Origin of the sequence: Paraburkholderia sp. BR14374 (genome assembly GCF_040948685.1) — a bacterium.
Taxonomy (GTDB): Bacteria; Pseudomonadota; Gammaproteobacteria; order Burkholderiales; family Burkholderiaceae; genus Paraburkholderia; species Paraburkholderia youngii.
The window spans coordinates 1-2,181 of record NZ_JBFPKF010000088.1 but is presented as its reverse complement, the minus strand read 5'-3'; the positions used below and the strand labels follow the sequence as shown (position 1 = coordinate 2,181).

Annotated in this window: 2 pseudogenes; one reads left to right on the top strand and one right to left on the bottom strand. The window is 61.6% G+C overall.

The features are described from left to right. Nucleotides 1-124: 124 nt before the first annotated feature. Nucleotides 125-1,015 (top strand): annotated as a pseudogene (locus AB3X86_RS38040) (IS30 family transposase); the annotation flags it as partial. 31 nt (nt 1,016-1,046) lie between these two features. Here AB3X86_RS38040 and AB3X86_RS38035 read toward each other — a convergent pair. After that, nucleotides 1,047-1,930: pseudogene (locus AB3X86_RS38035) on the bottom strand (IS3 family transposase); the annotation flags it as partial. Between the last annotated feature and the right edge of the window lie 251 nt (nt 1,931-2,181).

The following is a 2,181-nucleotide window of genomic DNA, read 5'->3' as shown; positions in this document are numbered from 1 at the left end:
CGTCGTGGTCGTGACAGGCGACCCGCCGCCCGGCCGTGGACAACCCGCAATTTGATCTTATCGGGAGGTGCCACACCGCATTAAACTCAACTGCAGATCTGTCCGTCGAACCGGGTCACCCTCAGACCGTCTGGAGGGCAAGGTTCGCGACGCTGATGGTCGTGAGATTTCCGGGCCACGGCAAGCACCATTCAAAGGGAGAAACAAACCGCATCGCGGTGATCGCAAATGGGTCAATGGCTGGTCGCCCGAACAGATTTCCAACCGGCTGCAGATCGACTTCCCGGATGACGAATCCATGCGCATCTCTCACGAAGCCATTTACCAGGCTCTTTATATCCAGGACCGAGGTGCTCTCAAGCGCGAGCTGGTCAGCTGCTTGCGCACTGGGCGGGCGTTGCGCGTGCCGAGGGCCCGGGCACAGGCCAAGGCCTGGGCGCACGTTAGCGAGGCGGTGATGATCTCCAGCCGGCCTGCTGAAGCGCAAGATCGTGCTGTGCCAGGGCATTGGGACGGTGACCTGATCATCGGCCTGAACCGGTCCGCGATCGGAACGCTGGTTGAGCGGTCGAGCCGGTTCACCATGCTCGTCCATCTGCCTCGCGAGGAGGGCTACGGGCTGATTCCCAGAGCGAAGAATGGTCCTGCGCTGGCTGGCTACGGAGCTGTCACGATGGCCAACGCGCTCAAGAAGACCGTGACTGACCTGCCTGCCCAGTTGTGGCGGTCATTGACCTGGGATCGTGGCAAAGAACTATCCGATCACGCCCGTTTCACGGTCGAGTCCGGGGTACAGGTATTCTTCGCCGACCCGCACAGTCCATAGCAGCGCGGCACGAACGAGAACGCGAACGGTCTCTTGCGACAATACTTCCCAAAGGGTACAGACCTGTCCCGGTGGAGCGATCGAGAAATCCAGGCCGTTGCCAATGCACTGAATACCAGACCCCGGAAAACACTTGGTTGGAAGACACCTGCCGAAGCACTGGACGAATACCTGAGGTCTGCTCAATAATCGAGTGTTGCGACGACCGGTTGAATCCGCCCTGACTGCCACGGTCCGAGTGGTGCAGCGCGCCGGGCGCGGGCTTCCGGCGAAACCATGCCATCGTCAGCGCGTCGGTCACAATGTCGGCCGTCATGCGCGGCTTGATGGACCAACCCACGACTTCTCGATTGAACAGGTCCAGCACGACCGCCAGATACAGCCAGCCCTCGTCGGTCCAGATATACGTGATGTCCGAACTGAACACCTGATTCGGCGCAGCCGGCGCGAACTCGCGGTTCAACAGGTTCGGCGCGACGGGCAGCTTGTGCCGGGAATCAGTCGTGACGCGGTAGCGGCGTTTGTGGCGTGCCCGGATACCGTTCTTGCTCATCAAACGCTCCACGCGTGCCTTGCTGGCCGGAAACCCGCGTGCGCGAATCTCCTCGGTCATGCGTGGCGAGCCGTAGGCGCCCTTGACCTCGGCATGAATCGACCGAATCAGCGTAAGCAGTTGCGTGTCGGTCAACCGTTTCCGCTCGGGCGTGCCGCCGCGCTTCCAGACACGATAGCCGTTCACGCTCACCGAAAGGACCTCGCACAGCGTTGACAGCGGATAGTGCCGGCACTCCCCGGCAATCCAGGCGTACTTCACAGAAGGTCCTTCGCGAAGTACGCCGCCGCCTTTTTTGCGATTTCAAGCTCCATTTGCAGGCGCTTGTTCTCGGCGCGTAACCGCGAGAGCTCCATCTGCCCGGGCGTGACCACCTTCGCTCCGGGACCGTTCAGTTTGCCGGCCTGCTCGGCCTTCACCCAGTTGCGCAGCGTCTGCTCCGACACGCCCAACTCGCGGGCCACTGCGCCTACGCCTTGCCCGTCCTTGACTCGTTGCACGGCCGCCGCCCGGAACTCCGGCGTGTACGCCTGTTTTGGTACCTTGAACATCTCTTCTTTCCTTCCTTTGGGTCGAGTTTACACACGACCTGCTGGAAGGCGAAATTTCAGGGGAAGCTCAGCTGGCAGTGTCGATTCCTTCCCGGTTGCCCGGGTGAACCGCCATAACGGAGGGTGAGGGTGACCCGGTTCGACGGACAGATCTGCAGTTGAGTTTAATGCGGTGTGGCACCTCCCGATAAGATCAAATTGCGGGTTGTCCACGGCCGGGCGGCGGGTCGCCTGTCACGACCACGACGCTG